Here is a 15056-nt window from a genome sequence, read left to right on the forward strand (position 1 = left end):
GACCAAAGTATAGCGCTCTAAAAAATAAATGAGGTCGCTATAAAAAGAAACCTCGTAGCCCAACGGGTTCACGAGGTTTCTTTAGTGCCTTTAGTTACTGGCCGTCCTTACCCGCGTGGCTCGATTTTATCACGCAGGGACTTGAGGTTCTCCAGCGCGGCGTTAAGCGTCTCGTCTCGCTTGGCAAAGTGGAAGCGGATGAGGTGGTTGACGGGCTCGCGGAAGAAGCTTGAGCCGGGCACGGCGCCCACGCCCACCTTGGACGCGAGGTCCTCGCAGAAGTCGAGGTCGCTGTTATAGCCAAACTCCGAGATATCCATCATCACGTAGTAGGCGCCCTGCGGCACGTTGTGCGTGAGTCCGATGCTGTCGAGTCCCTGACAGAATAGGTCGCGCTTGGCGGTGTAGAGGTCGAGGACCTCCTGGTAATAACTGTCGTCGAAGTTGAGGGCGGTGACGACGGCCTCTTGCAGGGGAGCGGCGGCGCCCACGGTGAGGAAGTCGTGGACCTTTTTGATGCGCTCGGTGATTTCGGCAGGAGCGATGGTGTAGCCCAGGCGCCAGCCGGTGATGGAGTAGGTCTTGGACAGCGAGCTGCAGCTGATGGTGCGCTCGAACATGCCGGGCAGCGTGGCCATATAGACATGCTCGTGGGGCGCGTAGACGATGTGCTCGTAGACCTCGTCGGTGATGCAGTAGGCGTCATACTTTTTGCACAGGTCGGCGATAAGGGTGAGCTCCTCGCGGGTAAAGACCTTGCCGCAGGGGTTGGACGGGTTGCATAGAACGATCGCCTTGGGATCGTTGTCGCGGAAGGCCGCCTCCAGGACCTCACGGTCAAAGTCAAAGGTGGGCGGGTTGAGCGGCACGTAGATGGGCTCCGCACCCGAAAGGATCGTGTCGGCGCCGTAGTTCTCGTAGAATGGCGAGAAGATGACGACCTTGTCGCCGGGGTTCGTGACCGTCATCATGGCGGCCATCATGGCCTCGGTGGAGCCGCAGGTGACCACGATGTTCTCGTTGGGGTTGATCGGCATGCCCATAAAGTGCTCCTGCTTGGCGGCAAGCGCCTCGCGCATGGCCTGGGAGCCCCAGGTGATGGAGTACTGGTGGTAGAGCGGCTTGGGGTCGGTGGCGATGGTGCTGAGGCTATCGAGCAGCTGCGCCGGGGGATCAAAGTCGGGGAAGCCCTGCGACAGGTTGACGGCGCCGTACTTATTGGAGATGCGCGTCATGCGGCGGATGACCGAATCGGTAAACGTTGCCGTGCGGTTGGAGAGTTCTTTCATGCCGGTCCTTTCGAGCATTTGCAGTGGGGCAAGTTTACTCCTATGAAACCGGTGGGAAATGCTCGAAATGGTCTCGAAAAACTCTTTTCAAAATTCTTGAAAATTGGGGCTTGCATCGCGTGGCGTTCCTTGCAATAATAGTCGAGCGCGAAGCGCACAGGACACGGTGGGTGTAGCTCAGTTGGCTAGAGCGACGGGTTGTGGTCCCGTAGGTCGAGGGTTCGAGTCCCTTTACCCACCCCAGTTCTTGCTTCGTGTTGATATCGGGTCGTTAGCTCAGTTGGTAGAGCAGGGGACTCTTAATCCCAAGGTCCAGGGTTCGACCCCCTGACGGCCCACCACACGATATCTCCTCTAAAGTCCGCCACAACGGACTTTAGCTTTGGGTCGTTAGCTCAGTTGGTAGAGCAGGGGACTCTTAATCCCAAGGTCCAGGGTTCGACCCCCTGACGGCCCACCAAAGCATGTTTAGACGGTCAACGAAAGTTGGCCGTCTTTTTTTGTTAACAGTACATGGGGTCGAACCCGTAAGGGCGCGGTGCTGAGGAAATGCGCGAGCATTTGCCAGCGCAGCGCGCAAGGCGCGAAGCGTCGCAGCGGCCGCCTGCGCAGCAGGCTGACCCCCTGACGGCCCACCAAAGCATGTTAAAGCGGCTGGCTTAGGCTGGTCGTTTTTTGTTAACCTCGAATGTGGTCGAACCCGAAAGGGCACGGCCGCTTTCACAGATCGAGTCTACCCTGGGGATCGGTAAAACCGTCGGTACCTTCCTTGAGTTTCTTCTCGTCTGCCTTCACGCGACGCTCGAGCTTTTTTGTATCCTCGGCAGGCGGCAGGTTCTCGGGGACAATTCCGCGGTCGATGAGGCTACCACGCACGCTTGTGTTGTTCTCGATGTGCTCTTGCTTGATCTGGTCCAGGCCGTACAGATCGTGTTCCTCGGCGTTGAAGGCCGTCATCGAGTTCGTAAGGTCCTTTGCTTTGATGAGGACATCGGCTAACCTGTCCGCCAATGCCGCGCTTTTGGATACGCCGAGCTGCTGCTTCATTTCCGCCGTGCTTCTGCCGCCGAATAACGCTTCATCGCCCTTCGACTTGATGATCGCGAATCCTTTGGAGTCCACGCCGCGTTTGAACGCAATACCCGAGAGCTGTTTCTCTGAATCGGATAGTGAGTGGCGCGCCTGCAAGCGCTGAATCTCTGCGAAGCGCTGCTCTATGAGCTCTTGGCGGCGCGTCTGCACGGCAAAGTATGCTTGGGCGAGCGCGATCTCTGGCTTGTTTGAATCTCCGTTCTGGGCGATTAAATAGCATGCATAGCGCGTAAGTTTGTAGTCTTTAACCGCGCGAGCGGCGACACCGGCAGTTACCATTTTCGTGGTGTCACGAAAATGGGAATCAACTGGAGTTTTGTTTGTTTCGCACGAGACCTTTGCCCTCTTAACAACTTCGGCGAAGTTCTCCCATCGAGTGTATCCCATGGGTTCCATTAAATCTCGTGCGAGCCAATACTCAACGCCGTCTTCCACATTGGCGTAGCTATCAAGTTTGACACGCCACTTCTCGATATCTCTACTGTCCATATCTCCTCCTCGCTGGTCTATTGTCTATGCGGGCTTTGCCCGCTCTGTATTCAGAATAAGGATACGCTGCCGTGCGGACACGAATGAGCCCGTGTCATTTCGAGCTCACGGGGCCTATAGATATCGATTAGCTGTGTTCTGTTTTAGATGGGTGTTCGACTTAGTCCGCTCGATAGTGCGATCCGAGACTTTCGGTTCGTTTGCACATGGCTTTGACCATTTTCTGTGCTAGCTGAATCTGCGACTGTATGCGGGCGAGCGCAGCGATTTCGCTGTCGTTGGCATGCGGCTTATTTAGAGCTGTGGCATCATCTTGAATGTTTTCAAGCTCTTGCAGCGCCTCGGAAAGGCCTGCTTCGGTCCTGTTGATCATGCAGTAGGTACTCATTGTGCGTTTGAGGCAGCGGGTCAGGCGCTCGGCGTCTGCTGTAGCTATGCCATGCTGGGGGAGGGCGATATCCATCGGTGCGGCCGCCTCAGGAGCGTCCAGCGCTGCTTGGGCTGCCGATGCGCCCGCAATGCGCCCGAACACGATGCCATTGGCGCTCGACAGACCTCCGATGCGGTCGGCGCCGTGCATGCCGCCTGTTGCCTCGCCACAGGCGTAGAGGCCCTCAACGCCCGTGTACGCGGTCTTGTCGATCCTGATGCCGCCGTTGGCGGCGTGGGCATACATCGCCACGCGCATCTCGTCGGTCGGCGCGATGCCGTGCTCGTCTTGTAGCCAGGTGGCAAAGGTCTGCACAAACTCTGGGACATCCTCGCGGGGGAAGTCGTAGTGGAGTGCCAGGCCTTCGGCACCTGCCTGATCAATGACGAGATCGATAGCGCGGGAGGCCAAGCGTGACGTGAAAGGACCATATCCAGAGCGCTGCTCGAGCAGGTCGTCCAGCTTGTCAGCGGCAATATCTGCCGGCTGGTCTACATGTACGTAGCGCCAGGTTTTCTCGTTGAAGACCAGGTTGCGCTTGGGCTCGATGAAGCCGGGCATCATCTGCATGAACTCTATATTAGTAAGTGTTGCGCCGTGCGCCAGCGCGATGGCCTGCGAGGAGCTGAGCACATCAGCCGACGTAAGGCTGCGCTCGAACAGGCCGCCTGTGCCACCGGCTGCGATGATCGTGGCCTTGGCAGCAAAGGGCACGATTCGATTTTCGGTGAGGTCGTAGAGCACGGTTCCGGTTATTCTGCCGTTCGTGTCCTCAACAAGGTCGATAAGCTCATGGCGGGGGAGCAGACGAATGCCGAGCGACTCGATCCGGGCCGTCAGAGCGTCCTCAAGGGGCTTGCGGGTGAGGCCGCGCCACATGCGCGTTTTGTGGTCAAAGCAGGGGATAAACTGCTTTTGCTGAGCGCTCTCAGCGCTTTGCGGACGCTGGAGCTCAACGCCCAGGTTTTGCTCGAGCCATTCAATTGCCTGGGGAATGCCGTGGACAAACGTCTGGACAAGCTCGGGGTCGGCGACGCCGTCACCCACGGTCTGGATGGTGTCGATGAGGTCTTGTTCGTCGTCTTCGTTAACGGGTCCGATAAGCCCCAGGCCCCAGGTTCCGGGGAAGAAGCTCGATCCACTCATAATCTTGCCGGCGCTTGCCACAGTGACGGTTGCACCCGTGCGTGCCGCTTCGATGGCGGCGCAAAGGCCCGCAATGCCAGATCCAATTACCAGTACATCAGTCGATTCCATTGGATTCCTTTCTCGTCCGGCGCATTGTCGCACGGGTGATCGGCAATGGGGCCGGAAAGACTCGGCAAATCGGTAAAGGGCACATATGGCAGGTGGGCGTCATGGACGCTCTGACGCTCCATCTCTTCACATCTCGTATTTCGCCCCAGCTGATATACCGGCATTAGCTACCCTGCACCAACGCAAACAAAAAGAGCCGCTACCCGAGTGGATAGCGGCTCCAAAGCTCAACTATATGAGCATCGCGCGGGCGCAATTAGGCCTTGAGGGCCTCCTCAACGGCGACAGCGCAAGCGACGGTGGCACCGACCATGGGGTTGTTGCCCATGCCGATGAGACCCATCATGTCGACGTGCGCAGGCACGGAGGAAGAACCGGCGAACTGGGCGTCGGAGTGCATACGGCCCATAGTGTCGGTCATGCCGTAAGAGGCAGGGCCGGCGCCCATGTTGTCCGGGTGCAGGGTACGGCCAGTGCCGCCACCAGAAGCGACGGAGAAGTACTTCTTGCCAGCCTCGAGGCGCTCCTTCTTGTAGGTGCCAGCGACGGGGTGCTGGAAGCGCGTGGGGTTGGTGGAGTTACCGGTGATCGAGATGTCGACGTTCTCGTGCCACATGATGGCAACGCCCTCGCGGACGTCGTCGGAGCCGTAGCAGTTAACGGCAGCGCGGGGACCATCGGAGTAGGGGATGGTCTCGACGACCTTGAGCTCGCCCGTGTAGTAGTCGAACTGGGTCTTCACGTAGGTGAAGCCGTTGATGCGGGCGATGATCTGAGCAGCGTCCTTGCCCAGACCGTTGAGGATGACGCGCAGCGGCTTCTTGCGAGCCTTGTTGGCGTTCAGAGCCAGGCCGATAGCGCCCTCGGCGGCAGCGAAGGACTCGTGGCCGGCCAGGAAGGCGAAGCACTCGGTGTCGTCGGAGAGCAGCATAGCGCCCAGGTTGCCGTGGCCCAGACCGACCTTGCGGTCCTCGGCGACGGAGCCGGGGACGGTGAAGGCCTGGATGCCCTCGCCGATGATGGCGGCAGCCTCAGAAGCGGACTTGGCGCCACGCTTGACAGCGAGAGCGCAACCGAGGGTGTAGGCCCACTCGGCGTTCTGGAAGGCGATGGACTGGGTGTTGTTGACGATCTCACGCGGGTTGAAGCCCTTGTCGGTGCAGATCTGCAGAGCTTCCTCGAGGGAGGCGATGCCGTTGTCGGCGAGGCACTTGTTGATCTTGTCAGCGCGGCGCTCGTAACCTTCGAACGTAACAGTCATAGTTATTTCCCTCCCTTTCTACTCGTGAACCGGGAACACGCTGGCGACGGAGTGAGTCTCCTCGTCGGTGCGCGGGTCGATGTACTTGGCAGCGTTCTCCCACTGACCATAGTGGCCCATAGCGCCAGCGATGGCCTCCTCGGGGGTCTTGCCGGCCTTGACGGCGTCGGTGAACTTGCCGAGGTTCAGGAACTCGAATGCGATGATCTCGTTCTTGTCGTTGAGAGCCATGCGGGTGACGTAGCCCTGAGCGAGCTCGAGGTAACGAGCGCCCTTGGCCTTGGTGCCGAACATGGTGCCGACCTGAGAGCGAAGGCCCTTGCCGAGGTCGTCGAGGGAGGCGCCCACGGGCAGGCCGCCCTCGGAGAACGCGGTCTGGCTGCGGCCGTAAACGATCTGCAGGAAGATCTCGCGCATAGCAACGTTGATGGCGTCGCAGACGAGGTCGGTGTTGAGGGCCTCGAGGATGGTCTTACCGGGAAGGATCTCGGAAGCCATGGCGGCAGAGTGGGTCATGCCCGAGCAGCCGATGGTCTCAACGAGGGCCTCCTCGATGATGCCGTCCTTGACGTTCAGCGTGAGCTTGCAGGCGCCCTGCTGAGGTGCGCACCAACCCACACCGTGCGTAAGACCGGAGATGTCGGAAATCTCCTTAGCCTGGACCCACTTGCCCTCCTCGGGGATGGGTGCGGGGCCGTGGTATGCACCCTTGGCAACGGGGCACATGTTCTCCACTTCCTGTGAGTACTGCATGCCTCTCCTCTCTATCGTGTTGGCGTCCCGTCTGGGGGTCGTGGCTGGCGATTGCCGGGCGACCCTTCGAAAGGGACATGACATGCAGCCCCTATAATACCGCGAATTGCACGGAATATTCGGCGAACGGCTCAGTTTTCGTAGCGAGAAGTCCGGAAGTTTTAATTGAAACGGTTTAACGCTATGTTCTGTGGTCGCGAACTTCCGTAGAGGGGGGTCCGTCTTGGGCAAGCTTTTGGTCGGCTCTTGTAAGTGTTGCAGGGGTTGACCTGTTGCAACGGTGCCGTTCGCCGCCTGTTTACTGCCTTTGGCCGCGCGAGTGTATTGTTTTGCGTGAATGTTTTGATGGCACGCTTCAATCGTGCTGTATTGGATGGCAAGCAGATCCCGGCGAAGGGAGCGCTATGCAGCGCGTTTGGAGAACGGTTACCGGCTTTTACCATGTCTGTACTCGCGGTACGGGCAAGCAGCTCATCTTTGAGGGCGATGAAGACCGATGGGAGTTTTTGGAGCTGATGCGCGCGTGCTGCCGCGAGGAGGGTGTGACGGTTATCGCCTGGTGCCTTATGGGCAATCACGTGCATTTGGTGCTTGCAGATTACGAGGACAGGATGAGCGCGGCGATGCACCGGCTGCTTTTGACGCACGCGCGGCGGTTTAATAAACGCGCGGGGCGCACAGGCCATCTGTTCCAGAACCGTTTTGACCGGCGCTCGCTCGATACCGACTGGCAGGTGATGGAGGCTATTCGCTCCGTACACGCCGATCCGCAGGAGGCGGGCGTTGGCCTAATCGAGCGTTATCCCTGGAGTAGCTTTGCGGAGTATTTATGCGCTTACGACGGTGACACGGCTGATGTCGCGAGGGGATTTTCTGATCCTTCTTGCGTGCTTGAGCTTTTTGGTTCTGCCGAGGGCTTTATTGCCTATTCGCTTTCGACGCCCGACGGCGGTGAGCCAGCGCTGTGCGATATGAAAGAGACGGAATGGGAACGCCACGCCTTTGCCGACAAGATGGCGAAGAGCCTCGGGGTTCCGCTCAACGGGGTTAAAACTGCACCGCCGGCGCAGCGCGATACTGTTATTGTTGGATTGAACAATGCCGGCTTTACGGTGCGCCAGATTGAGCGGTATACCGGGATTGGCAAAAGTACCGTCTCTCGTATCGTGCGCGCCCGCGCGCGAACGGCGATGCGGGCTGGCGGAAACGTGATGTAAGGTCGCCTTTTCACCGCAGCTGGGGTCGTCCATACGCCGCAACCAGCGTTCAAAAGCTTGGTGAGGTAACTGCACTTCTTAATATGCATAGAACAATCGCCATCTTGCATAAAATAACGGCTCAGTCCGGGTTTGCCCGTGCCTACCCCCGTCTGCGCCGTGCAAAAAACGGAGTTTTCAGCATCGTGGTGCTGTCGGCACCGACGCAATCTTGCAACATGCGGACCCCGAAGCTATTGATCCCTGCCGTTGCGCCCCCGAAGCACGTGTCTGCGTCCCGTCAGACCGCGATGCTTGTTCTAAACACAATATATATGCGCCTGAAGATGTTGATTAACGCTTTCGATGCGTATACACACAGCTTGGCGTGCTGAATACTCGCAAAAATGCACGCCGCTCCCTATGGGACCCGTCTGCGGCAGGCGCGAAGCGAGTCGGAGCTTCGCAGAACGGGGTTTGGCGCATTGCTTGGCGGGCCCGGGGCCCTGCCGCAGGCCTTTGGTGCTGTGGAAAACGCCCGTGTTCGTGTCTGGCTGTGTGGCAAATGTCAGACGGGGCGCCGGACGCGCGGACTTTGTGCCACCGCGCTCATTAGGTAAAAACAGAGCCGCCCGTATCGGGCGGCTCGGCAATTAAAACCCTTGGATTCGGGGCATAAGCTACTGGTTTGTTTGCCCCTCGAGCATGCCGTCGAGGGTGCGCCAGGCGAGCTCGGCGCATTTGACGCGGGCGGGCATGTGCGAGATGTCCTGGAGCTGGGCGGCTTCGTCCAGGTCTTCCAGGTCGTCCTCGGAGAGCTTCTCGCCGCGGATCATGGCGAGGAAGAGTCCCGCCAAGCGACGCGCCTCCTCGACGGTCTCGCCGGTGATGAGGTCGGCCATGATGTCGGCGCTGGCCTGGCTTATGGCGCAGCCGTGCCCGGTAAACGAGGCTTCCTCGATTACATCGTTCTCGACACGCAGCTGCAAGGTGAGCTCGTCTCCGCAGCTGGGGTTGATACCGTCGTGCTCGTGCGTGGGAGCATCCATCTCGTACTTATAGTCGGGGTGCGAGTTGTGCTCCATAAACGTGGTGGAGGTGTACAGATTACCCATTGAACGTGCTCCAAACGTGATGCAGGCCGGCGACGAACTTGTCGATGTCGGCCTTGTCGTTGTAGAAGGCCACGCTGGCGCGGCAGCAGGCAAGGTTCTCGACGCCCAGCCAGGTGAGCAGCGGCTGCGCGCAGTGGTGGCCGGCGCGGATGCAGACGCCGTCCATGTCCATGATGCTCGCGACGTCGTGCGGGTGAATTCCCTTGACGTTAAAGCTCACAACGCCGTGGTGGTTGTCCCAGTAGATGGAACCGATGATTTGGACAAAGTCGAGCTGCATGAGCTCGCCCATCAGATAGTGGACGAGTGCCTGCTCGCGGGCCTGGATGTTCTCGTAACCCACGGTGTTGACCAGGTAGTCGAGTGCCGCACCCGTGGCGAAGATGCCGGCGGCGTCCTGCGTGCCGGCCTCGAATTTCTCGGGAACGGGCGCCCAGACGGCGTCCTGCTCGGTGACCGAATCGATCATCTCACCGCCGGTAAGCACTGGCGGCATGGCGTTGAGCAGGTCCATCTTGCCCCACAGCACGCCGATGCCCATGGGGCCCATGGCCTTGTGCGCGCTAAAGGCAAAGAAGTCGGCGCCCAGGTCGGCCACATCGACCGGCATGTGCGGCAGCGACTGCGCACCGTCGACGACCAGGTAGCCGCCGTACTTGTGCACGAGCTTGCCGAGGTTCTTGACTGGGTTCTCGACGCCCAACACGTTGGAGACCTGTCCCACGGCCAGGATCTTGGTCTTGGGACCCACCTTGGCAAGAACCTCCTCGGTGGTGAGCTGGCCGGTCTTGGTGGGATAGAGGTAGACGAGCTTGGCGCCGGTCTCGCGGCAGACCTGCTGCCACGGAATCAGGTTGGAGTGGTGCTCCATGATGGTGATGACGACCTCATCGCCGGGCTCGAGCACCGTGGGCGCAAAGCTCTTGGCGACCAGGTTGAGCGACTCGCTCGTGTTGCGGGTGAAGACGACCTCGTTGGCGTTGGGGGCGCCGATGACGTCGGCGATCTGCTGGCGCACCTTCGCGATAGCGTCGGTGGCCTCGACGGACAGCGAGTACAGGCCGCGCAGGGGGTTGGCATTCATGCGCTGGTAGAAGTCGCGCTCGGCGTCAAGCACGCAGGCAGGGCGCTGCGCGGTGGCGGCGCTATCGAGGAAGGCGATCTCGGGGTGCTGCTGGAACAGCGGGAACTGCGCCTTGTAGGGGTTGGTCTCGATATCTACGGTGGGCCAGCCGCGCGAAGCCTCGTCGCTGGCGTCGAGCTCCATGGGCTCGGGGGCAGTGCAGGTGTCGCATTTAACGTGCTCGGTATCGATCATGCGAGCTCCTCCTCAAAGTTGTCGATCAGGTTGTTGCCCAGGCGGACGACGGCGGCGCGGGTGCGCTCGTCGGTGGCGGAAAGCGCGGCGTCCTCCAGCTTGGCGCGGATGAACAGGTCCTCGGCGGCGTTTTGATCAAGGCCGCGGCAGGCGAGGTAGAACAGCTGCTCGTCGCGGACATGGCCGATGGTGGCGCCGTGGTTGCCGGCGACGTCGTCCTCGTCGCAGAGGATGACGGGAACGGTCTTGTTGTCGACGCCCTTGTTGGCCAAGAGCACCGTCTCGCGCTCGGTGCCGGTTGCACCCTTGCAGCCATGCACGAGGTCGATGGTGCCGCGGTAGACCTTCTTGGACGTGCCGGTCAGCACGCCGTTGGCGTCGATCTCGCACTCGGTCTTGCGACCGCGGTGGCGCAGCTCGTAGTTAAAGTCGCGCACCTGCTCGCGGGCACCCAGGTAATCGGTATCGATCGTCACCTTGGCGGTGTCGCCCAGCAGGTCGCCGGCAAGTCCGGTGGCGCTGGCGCCGGCGCCTAGGACGGTGTGCTGCACGTTGACGCGCGCGCCCTCGTCCAGGAACAGGCCGGTGTCGTCGAGCGCGATCCAGCTGTCGTCGAGCGTCTGCGTGCAGGTTACGTTGACGGTGGCGTACTCGTGGGCGCACACGCGCAGCACGGAGCCCACGACGCCCTCGCCGGTAGCGGGGGAGTCCAGGGCGATATGCAGATCGAGCGTTGCCTGCGGACGGGCGACGACATCGATGGCGGCGATGGCCGCGGCAGCGACGACGCCGCTTACGCGCACGGTAACCGTGGCGTGCTGGTAGGCGGGCACATCAATAACGATGCGCTTGGTGGCATGGTCTGCCAGATAGGTGTAGGCAGCCTCGCCCATGCCGGTCTCGAAGGCCTCGGCGGGGGAGAGCTCCTCCTCGAGCTTGATGGCGCCGGCCTGGTAGACCGAGGTGGCGGGCACGTCGAGCTCGGTCTCGGGCGTGATGCGGGCACGGTCGGCGGCGTCGCCGGGGGCAAAGGCGCGGCGCTCGGGGAAGCGCTCGGCCATGGCGTTCATAGCGGTGTCGAAGGCGTCGGCCGCGCCGGCAAACTGCTCATCCAGTCCCTCGACCTCTACGGCCTCGGCGGGAGCGACGGTAAGCTCGTCCGAAAGCTCGAGCTTGGTCTGGTTCATCTTGAGCCAGCCCCAAGTGGCGGCTGGCATCGCATTAACCTGCTCGAGCGTGGTCGCAGCGGTGTTCGTGGTCTGTTTCATTATCCGATCGCCCCTTCCATCTCGAGCTTGATCAGGTTGTTCATCTCGACGGCGTACTCAAGCGGCAACTCCTTGGAGACCGGGTTGGCAAAGCCGTTGACGATCATGGTGCGGGCCTCTTCCTCCGAGATGCCGCGGCTCATCAAGTAGAACACCTTGTCGTCACCGATGCGGCCGATGGTAGCCTCGTGGCCGATGTCGACGTTCTTGGCGCGGATGTCCATGGCGGGGATGGTGTCGGAGCGGCTCTGGTCGTCGAGCATGAGCGACTGGCAGCTCACGGTTGCCTTGGAACCCTCGGCCTTGGGCGTGGCCACAATGGAGCTGCGGAAGGTCTGGATGCCGCCGCTCTTGGAAATGCCCTTGGTCTCGACGGTTGCCGAGGTATCGGGCGCGTTGAGCACGACCTTGCAGCCGGTGTCGAGGTTCTGGCCGGCGCCGGCAAAGGTGATGCCGGTAAAGCTCGAACGGGCGCGGCGGCCGTTGAGCACGCTCATGGGGTAGAGGTAGCCCACGTGGCTGCCGAAGGAGCCGCTGATCCACTCGATGTCGCCGTCCTCGTCCACGCGCGCACGCTTGGTGTTGAGGTTGTACATGTTCTTGGACCAGTTCTCGATGGTCGAGTAGCGCAGGTGCGCACGCTTGCCCACAAAGAGCTCGACGGCGCCGGCGTGGAGGTTGGCCACGTTGTACTTGGGCGCGGAGCAACCCTCAATGAAGTGCAGGTCGGCATCGTCCTCGACGATGATGAGCGTGTGCTCAAACTGGCCGGCGCCCTTGGCGTTAAGGCGGAAGTAGCTCTGCAGCGGGAAGTCCAACTTGGTTCCCTTGGGCACGTAGACAAACGAGCCGCCCGACCACACGGCGCCGTGCAGGGCCGCAAACTTGTGGTCGGTGGGCGGGATGAGCGTCATGAATTTCTCGTGGATGAGCGGCTCCCACTGCGGATCGTGCAGGGCTTCCTCAATACCGGAGTAGACGATGCCCATCTTGGACGCCGTGTCCTGCATGTTGTGGTAGACCAGCTCGGAGTCGTACTGCGCGCCGACGCCCGCCAGGTAGCTGCGCTCGGCCTCGGGGATGCCCAAGCGCTCAAAGGTGTTCTTGATGTCGTCGGGCACCGACTCCCAGTCGTGCTTTTGGTCGGTGTTGGGCTTGACGTAGGTGACGATGTTGTCCATGTCCAGGCCCTCGATGGAGGGGCCCCACGTCGGGTCGGGAAAACGATTGAAGATCTCGAGGGACTTGAGGCGCAGGTCGAGCATCCACTGCGGTTCGTCCTTTTTGGCGCTGATCTCGCGCACGATGTCGGGCGTGATGCCGGCGTCGAGGCGCTCGAATCCCTCCTCGCCATAGGTGAAGTCGTAGAGGCTGCGGTCGATGTCCGCGACCTCGGTGCGGTTCTTGGTCATTGCGTCGCCCCTTTACGCCTGCTGCTCGGCAGCGGCAGACTCGGCCTGGGCGCGCTGCTCGGCGGCCTCGCGCTCGAAGGTCTCAAAGCCGTTCTTGTCGATCCAGGGGATGAGCGAGGCGTCGTCCTCGCGCACGATGTGGCCCTTGACCATAACGTGGACGCGGTCGACATCCAGGTGCTCCAAAATGCGCGTGTTGTGCGTGATGATGAGCATGGAGCCGTCGCAGCTCTTGCGATACGCGTCCATGCCGTGGCTGACGGTGGACAGGGCGTCGACGTCCAGGCCGGAGTCAGTCTCGTCCAGGATGGCGAGCTTGGGCTGCAGCAGCAAAAGCTGGAGCATCTCGACCTTCTTTTTCTCGCCGCCCGAGAAGCCCACGCCCAGCTCACGGTTGAGGTAGGCGGTATCCATGTTGAGCTCGGCCGCGAGTTCCTTGACGCGACGGCGGAACTCCTTGCCCTTCATCTCCAGGCCGGGGCGGCCGGCGATGCTGGCGCGCAAAAAGCTCGACAGCGGCACGCCCGGAATCTCGACCGGGGCCTGGAAGCTCAGGAACAGGCCGGCGCGCGAGCGCTTGTCGGTGGTGAGCTCGGTGATGTCCTGGCCGTCAAAGACGATGCGGCCGTCGTTGACGGTATAGACGGGGTCGCCCATGACCAGGTGGCCGAGGGTGGACTTGCCGGCGCCGTTGGGTCCCATCAGCACGTGGGTCTCGCCGGCGGCGACGTTAAGGTTGACGTTGTGGAGGATGGTCTTCTCGTCCACGGAGGCGGTCAGACCTTCGATGGAAAGCAGCGGATTTGCGCTCATGCTGTCCCTCTCTGTATATGGTGTACTCATAGGTGTACTAAACCCTAGGAATCTTCTCGGAATAAAGTTACTATGGGTTCGGCGTTAGTCAAGGGAAAACCCGACTAATCCACTCGACTTTTCAAATTCTGGGACAAAATAACCTGTTGTGTTTGTCCCACTTACTTTAAATTTGGGACAAACAAACCTGGTTATGTTGTCCCAGATGCGATGGGAGGGTAGGTATGCTCATTTCTTCCAAGGGCCGCTATGCCCTCCGACTGATGATCTATATCGCAGCACTTGGTGACGCCGAGGGCAAGATTGCCCTGCGCGAGGTCGCCGACCGCGAACATATCTCTCAAAAGTATTTGGAGCAGCTGGTTCGTCCGCTTATGAAGGCGGGCCTGCTTAAGAGCGTGCGCGGCAAGGGCGGCGGCTACATGATGGCCAAGGACCCGGCCGAGGTGCGTGCCGGCGACATCCTGCGCGCTGTCGAGGGCAGCACAGCGCCCGTGGCGTGCGACGGCATCGACAACAGCTGCGCCCGCAGCGATTTGTGCTCGACCGTCAAGTTCTGGCGCGGTCTGGACGACGTGATTGAAAAGTACGTCGACGGCGTGACGTTGGTCGACTTGGCCGCCGTCCCCGAAATCAACTTTGACATTAAGCTGTAGGGCTGCAAATGGCATCTCTCGACAAGGTGTACAAACAAATCGAAGTTTTTGCTCGGGAATGTGACGCCGAGAAGGTTGTGCTGTTTGGTTCTCGTGCTCGAGGCGACAACTTACCCAAGAGCGATATTGACATCGCCGTAGCAGGTTGTCGGGATTTCGGCCGTTTCTCATATTTGATCGAGGAGCGTCTTGATACTCTTTTAGATGTAGATGTCGTCAATCTCGACGAGTCCTTGTCGCAGCAATTGCTCGATGAAATCGCCAGGGATGGTGTGATTCTGTATGAAAAAATATGAGAACTTTGTCAGCGCCTTGGCGAATCTTGAGGATGCGCCCAATCAGGATCTCAACAATGATTTTGTTCAGAGTGGTTTGATTAATAAGTTCAATCTTCAATTTGAACTGAGCTGGAAGCTCCTTAAGCGTCTGCTCGAGTATGAGGGCGCCACGCTTGCCGCATCGGGGTCTCCTCGTGCCATCTTGAAGGAGTCGTACCGATTCTACGACTTTATTGATGAGGCGGCCTGGCTAGATATGCTCAGAGACCGCAATACGAACGTCCATATCTATGACAACAAGCTCGCTCAAGATTTGATTCAGCGCATCTTGAACGTCTATATTCCCGCTTTCTGTCAGTTGAGGGACGGGCTGATGGAGCGATACGGCGAGCTTCTGATGGCGCCCGACGACCAGTTTGTTTAATTCCT

The 15056-nt window shown here is 60.2% G+C and carries 14 protein-coding genes and 3 tRNA genes; 7 read left to right on the plus strand and 10 right to left on the minus strand.

The features are described 5' to 3' along the window. Positions 1 to 107: 107 nt before the first annotated feature. On the minus strand, positions 108 to 1289 hold the full coding sequence (locus I2H81_RS08850) for a pyridoxal phosphate-dependent aminotransferase (protein WP_195645301.1): 1182 nt from the start codon (positions 1287 to 1289) through the stop codon (positions 108 to 110). Positions 1290 to 1455: 166 nt separating this feature from the next. Here I2H81_RS08850 and I2H81_RS08855 point away from each other — a divergent pair. From I2H81_RS08855 to I2H81_RS08865, 3 genes are all read left to right on the plus strand, one after another. Then, positions 1456 to 1532: transfer RNA gene (locus tag I2H81_RS08855), tRNA-His, on the plus strand. A gap of 22 nt (positions 1533 to 1554) precedes the next feature. Next, positions 1555 to 1630 (plus strand) — tRNA-Lys (locus I2H81_RS08860). 43 nt (positions 1631 to 1673) lie between these two features. Continuing rightward, positions 1674 to 1749 (plus strand) — tRNA-Lys (locus I2H81_RS08865). 260 nt (positions 1750 to 2009) lie between these two features. Here I2H81_RS08865 and dinD read toward each other — a convergent pair. From dinD to I2H81_RS08885, 4 genes are all read right to left on the minus strand, one after another. Then, on the minus strand, positions 2010 to 2870 hold the full coding sequence (gene dinD / locus I2H81_RS08870; protein ID WP_195645302.1) for a DNA damage-inducible protein D: 861 nt from the start codon (positions 2868 to 2870) through the stop codon (positions 2010 to 2012). A gap of 160 nt (positions 2871 to 3030) precedes the next feature. Next, a complete protein-coding gene (locus I2H81_RS08875; RefSeq protein ID WP_195645303.1) occupies positions 3031 to 4557 on the minus strand; it encodes an FAD-dependent oxidoreductase in 1527 nt (508 codons plus the stop codon). Positions 4558 to 4813: 256 nt separating this feature from the next. Then, complete coding sequence (locus I2H81_RS08880; RefSeq protein WP_117800431.1) at positions 4814 to 5818, minus strand: GGGtGRT protein; 1005 nt, start codon at positions 5816 to 5818, stop codon at positions 4814 to 4816. 18 nt (positions 5819 to 5836) lie between these two features. Beyond that, positions 5837 to 6571 (minus strand): iron-sulfur cluster assembly scaffold protein, encoded by a 735-nt coding sequence (locus tag I2H81_RS08885; protein WP_006235554.1) that lies wholly within the window; start codon positions 6569 to 6571, stop codon positions 5837 to 5839. Between the two features lie 404 nt (positions 6572 to 6975). Here I2H81_RS08885 and I2H81_RS08890 point away from each other — a divergent pair, with 404 nt between their 5' ends. Next, entirely contained in the window at positions 6976 to 7788 is an 813-nt protein-coding gene (locus I2H81_RS08890) for a transposase (protein ID WP_195645304.1), read from the plus strand. A 659-nt stretch (positions 7789 to 8447) separates the two neighbouring features. Here I2H81_RS08890 and sufU read toward each other — a convergent pair. The 5 genes from sufU to sufC are packed head-to-tail and all read right to left on the minus strand — an operon-like array spanning position 8448 to position 13693. Then, positions 8448 to 8882, minus strand: coding sequence for a Fe-S cluster assembly sulfur transfer protein SufU (gene sufU / locus I2H81_RS08895; RefSeq protein WP_006235557.1), 435 nt, complete (start codon positions 8880 to 8882; stop codon positions 8448 to 8450). Beyond that, positions 8875 to 10200: an aminotransferase class V-fold PLP-dependent enzyme gene (locus tag I2H81_RS08900; RefSeq protein ID WP_229108148.1), complete on the minus strand. Its 1326-nt coding sequence runs from the start codon at positions 10198 to 10200 to the stop codon at positions 8875 to 8877. Before I2H81_RS08900 ends, sufU begins: the two co-directional genes overlap by 8 nt. After that, positions 10197 to 11468, minus strand: coding sequence for a SufB/SufD family protein (locus I2H81_RS08905; protein WP_195645305.1), 1272 nt, complete (start codon positions 11466 to 11468; stop codon positions 10197 to 10199). The genes I2H81_RS08900 and I2H81_RS08905 overlap by 4 nt, the downstream gene beginning before the upstream one ends. Next, the gene (sufB, locus tag I2H81_RS08910) at positions 11468 to 12880 is read right to left on the minus strand and encodes a Fe-S cluster assembly protein SufB (RefSeq protein ID WP_117854891.1); all 1413 of its coding nucleotides are present in this window, start codon (positions 12878 to 12880) and stop codon (positions 11468 to 11470) included. The genes I2H81_RS08905 and sufB overlap by 1 nt, the downstream gene beginning before the upstream one ends. A gap of 12 nt (positions 12881 to 12892) precedes the next feature. Then, the gene (gene sufC, locus I2H81_RS08915; protein WP_117821353.1) at positions 12893 to 13693 is read right to left on the minus strand and encodes a Fe-S cluster assembly ATPase SufC; all 801 of its coding nucleotides are present in this window, start codon (positions 13691 to 13693) and stop codon (positions 12893 to 12895) included. A 224-nt stretch (positions 13694 to 13917) separates the two neighbouring features. On the opposite strand from sufC, the gene I2H81_RS08920 reads away from it, so the two are divergent. From I2H81_RS08920 to I2H81_RS08930, 3 genes are read left to right on the plus strand one after another with little or no spacing between them, the layout of a single operon-like run. Continuing rightward, a complete protein-coding gene (locus I2H81_RS08920) occupies positions 13918 to 14349 on the plus strand; it encodes an RrF2 family transcriptional regulator (protein WP_195645306.1) in 432 nt (143 codons plus the stop codon). An 8-nt stretch (positions 14350 to 14357) separates the two neighbouring features. After that, positions 14358 to 14645 (plus strand): nucleotidyltransferase family protein, encoded by a 288-nt coding sequence (locus I2H81_RS08925; RefSeq protein ID WP_022094823.1) that lies wholly within the window; start codon positions 14358 to 14360, stop codon positions 14643 to 14645. Continuing rightward, complete coding sequence (locus I2H81_RS08930; protein WP_055286557.1) at positions 14632 to 15051, plus strand: HI0074 family nucleotidyltransferase substrate-binding subunit; 420 nt, start codon at positions 14632 to 14634, stop codon at positions 15049 to 15051. Before I2H81_RS08925 ends, I2H81_RS08930 begins: the two co-directional genes overlap by 14 nt. Positions 15052 to 15056: the final 5 nt, after the last annotated feature.

Origin of the sequence: Collinsella aerofaciens (assembly GCF_015561195.1) — a bacterium.
Lineage (GTDB): Bacteria > Actinomycetota > Coriobacteriia > Coriobacteriales > Coriobacteriaceae > Collinsella > Collinsella aerofaciens_AC.

What these genes read in the sequence shown, in the direction of transcription:
- I2H81_RS08850 (WP_195645301.1), bottom strand. Translation starts at nt 1,289, where the DNA reads ATGAAAGAACTCTCCAACCGCACGGCAACGTTTACCGATTCGGTCATC.
- dinD (WP_195645302.1), bottom strand. Translation starts at nt 2,870, where the DNA reads ATGGACAGTAGAGATATCGAGAAGTGGCGTGTCAAACTTGATAGCTAC.
- I2H81_RS08875 (WP_195645303.1), bottom strand. Translation starts at nt 4,557, where the DNA reads ATGGAATCGACTGATGTACTGGTAATTGGATCTGGCATTGCGGGCCTT.
- I2H81_RS08880 (WP_117800431.1), bottom strand. Translation starts at nt 5,818, where the DNA reads ATGACTGTTACGTTCGAAGGTTACGAGCGCCGCGCTGACAAGATCAAC.
- I2H81_RS08885 (WP_006235554.1), bottom strand. Translation starts at nt 6,571, where the DNA reads ATGCAGTACTCACAGGAAGTGGAGAACATGTGCCCCGTTGCCAAGGGT.
- I2H81_RS08890 (WP_195645304.1), top strand. Translation starts at nt 6,976, where the DNA reads ATGCAGCGCGTTTGGAGAACGGTTACCGGCTTTTACCATGTCTGTACT.
- sufU (WP_006235557.1), bottom strand. Translation starts at nt 8,882, where the DNA reads ATGGGTAATCTGTACACCTCCACCACGTTTATGGAGCACAACTCGCAC.
- I2H81_RS08900 (WP_229108148.1), bottom strand. Translation starts at nt 10,200, where the DNA reads ATGATCGATACCGAGCACGTTAAATGCGACACCTGCACTGCCCCCGAG.
- I2H81_RS08905 (WP_195645305.1), bottom strand. Translation starts at nt 11,468, where the DNA reads ATGAAACAGACCACGAACACCGCTGCGACCACGCTCGAGCAGGTTAAT.
- sufB (WP_117854891.1), bottom strand. Translation starts at nt 12,880, where the DNA reads ATGACCAAGAACCGCACCGAGGTCGCGGACATCGACCGCAGCCTCTAC.
- sufC (WP_117821353.1), bottom strand. Translation starts at nt 13,693, where the DNA reads ATGAGCGCAAATCCGCTGCTTTCCATCGAAGGTCTGACCGCCTCCGTG.
- I2H81_RS08920 (WP_195645306.1), top strand. Translation starts at nt 13,918, where the DNA reads ATGCTCATTTCTTCCAAGGGCCGCTATGCCCTCCGACTGATGATCTAT.
- I2H81_RS08925 (WP_022094823.1), top strand. Translation starts at nt 14,358, where the DNA reads ATGGCATCTCTCGACAAGGTGTACAAACAAATCGAAGTTTTTGCTCGG.
- I2H81_RS08930 (WP_055286557.1), top strand. Translation starts at nt 14,632, where the DNA reads ATGAAAAAATATGAGAACTTTGTCAGCGCCTTGGCGAATCTTGAGGAT.